2 protein-coding genes are annotated in these 2,319 nt (G+C 56.2%); both read right to left on the reverse strand.

What is annotated here, in order from left to right; translation table 11 throughout:
* Window positions 1–157: 157 nt before the first annotated feature.
* On the reverse strand, window positions 158–1,219 hold the full coding sequence (gene tsaD, locus VEZ52_RS00005; RefSeq protein WP_324834991.1) for a tRNA (adenosine(37)-N6)-threonylcarbamoyltransferase complex transferase subunit TsaD: 1,062 nt from the start codon (window positions 1,217–1,219) through the stop codon (window positions 158–160).
* Window positions 1,220–1,292: 73 nt separating this feature from the next.
* A complete protein-coding gene (gene fbp, locus VEZ52_RS00010; RefSeq protein ID WP_240824403.1) occupies window positions 1,293–2,300 on the reverse strand; it encodes a class 1 fructose-bisphosphatase in 1,008 nt (335 codons plus the stop codon).
* Window positions 2,301–2,319 lie beyond the last annotated feature (19 nt).

Consider the following 2,319-nt stretch of genomic DNA (forward strand, 5'->3'; position numbering starts at 1 on the left):
ATCTCCTTACGTTGCTTTGTATCGCTCCACGGCCACTATTGGCCTGTGACGCGAACAGAAGCGCATTTAAAGTGTATGCTTCTGTATTGACTAAGAGTAGATACCAATGTGCTCTCTGTCAAGACAATCTCTTGTTTTGCATGGTCTCTTGACACTTTCAGCACAAGCTGCACAACATGTCATCGGGTATGATTTTGCCACGGGGTATGGTTTCCATACGCAAATCATGGCTGAAACCCCTTACGCCCAAGAGCCATCCAGCATGGGCAATCATTGCAGCATTATCCGTACATAACAGGGGGCCGGGAATGTAAGCCTGGCCTCCCCTGCCTTGCATGAGCTGTTCAATTCGCTCACGCAGCAGGGAATTGCAGGCAACCCCACCCGCCATCAGCAGTGTTGCAACACCTGGGTTGCGGTCGAGCGCCCGAGCAACCTTGGTGCACAAGGTATCCACAACAGCCAGATTGAATGAAGCGCAATAATCTTTAAGCGCTTGCGGCGCATGGGCAATGTCTGTCAGCGGACGAGGCCATTCCTGCCCCGCCAACTGATGCGCGGCAAGGCCTGTTGCGGCGGTCTTGAGGCCGCTGAAGCTGAAATCCAGATTGTCATTATCAAGATAAGGCCGGGGAAACATGGTTGGCGTGGCGTGCCCCGCCCTGGCCAGAGCATCCATAAGCTTGCCGCCAGGGTAAGCCAAGCCCAGAAATTTGCCAACCTTGTCAAAAGCTTCACCTGCAGCGTCGTCAAGGGTGCGCCCAAGGAGGCGGCAATCCCAGGGCGATTCAAGCCTGTAGATGTGCGTGTGCCCGCCCGACACCAGCAGGCCAAGGGCTGGAAATTGCAATTTCTGCTCCAGCCCTACTGCCAGAAGGTGCGCAAGCAGATGGTTGACGCCAAGAAAAGGTTTGCCAAGGCCAAGGGCCAGCCCTTTGGCAAAGGCAACGCCCACCAGCAGGCTGCCAAGCAGACCCGGGCCTCGAGCCGCTGCCACAAGATCAATATCAGAATTGGCCTTGCCGCTACGCCGCATCAGTTCGTCAAACAGTGCGCCCACAAAGCGGTAATGCTCGCGCGAGGCAAGTTCCGGCACCACTCCGCCAAACAGGGCATGCACATCGGCCTGGCTTGCGAGCACGGCATCCACAAGCCGCCCGTCTTCAACCAGCGCCAATGCGGTTTCGTCGCAAGAACTTTCAATTCCCAAACACAGCATGCGGTTCGCCATTTACGGTCAAAGGCCGGTACAACAAGGCAGCCGCCGCAAACACGCGGGGCTGCCGCAAAAGCTATCTGCCCGCGTGACGGGCGTAGATCTTTTCCACAGCCTCAACATCCAGCGTCGAGCCGATGTACAGTGGTGTGCGTGCATGGAGCTTGTCCGGCACCCTTTCAAGAATGCGTCCATGACCGTCGCTCGCCTTGCCGCCAGCCTGCTCTGCAAGAAAAGCCAAGGGGTTGGCCTCGCACATCAGGCGTAGTTTGCCATTGGGCTTGTTGGCATCGGGCGGATACATATAAATACCGCCGTTGATGAGCGTGCGGTGAAAGTCGGCCACCAGCGCGCCCACGTAGCGCGAAGAATAGGGCTTGCCGTCCGAAGTTTCGCAACCGTGGAACCAGTTGACGGCATCACGGGCTGGCGCATCCCATTTTTTCCAGTTGCCTTCGTTGACCGAATAAATATGGCCCTGTTCGGGAATGCGCATGTCAGGGTGGGACAGCAAAAATTCGCCCACACCGGGATCAAGGGTAAAGCCGTGCACGCCCTGCCCTGTGCTGAGAACCAGCATGGTGGAAGGGCCATACAGGATATACCCGGCCGCCACCTGCTTGATGCCGGGTTGCAGCACTTCATCCAGCGCAACCTCGCCGGTATGGCCTTCAGGCCTGCGCAAAATGGAAAATATGGTGCCGACATTGATGTTCACATCAATATTTGACGACCCATCCAAAGGATCAAAAATCAGAATATAGTCTCCGCGTGGGAATTCTTTGCTCACCCGGATAAGTTCTGCTTCTTCTTCCGACCCCATTGCGCAGAGAGCGCCGCAACGCTCCATGCGATAAAGCAGGATGCGGTTGGCGATGGAATCCATCTTCTGCACATCTTCACCCTGAACGTTCACTTCGCCCGTGCCGCCGAGGATATCAAGCAGGCCAGCTTTGGCGATGCGACGGGAAATGCTTTTTCCCGAAAGGATCAGGTCGTACAGAAGACCAGTAAACTGGCCCGTTGCCTGGGGGCTACGCTTTTGATGCAGCAGCAGGTGTTCCGTAACCGTGATGTCAGCCATTGGGGGCTCCTTACAACAT

Origin of the sequence: Desulfovibrio sp. (assembly GCF_035644575.1) — a bacterium.
GTDB lineage: Bacteria > Desulfobacterota > Desulfovibrionia > Desulfovibrionales > Desulfovibrionaceae > Desulfovibrio.

Coding starts and splice junctions, on each gene's coding strand:
- fbp (WP_240824403.1), bottom strand. CDS start 2,300: ATGGCTGACATCACGGTTACGGAACACCTGCTGCTGCATCAAAAGCGT.
- tsaD (WP_324834991.1), bottom strand. CDS start 1,219: ATGCTGTGTTTGGGAATTGAAAGTTCTTGCGACGAAACCGCATTGGCG.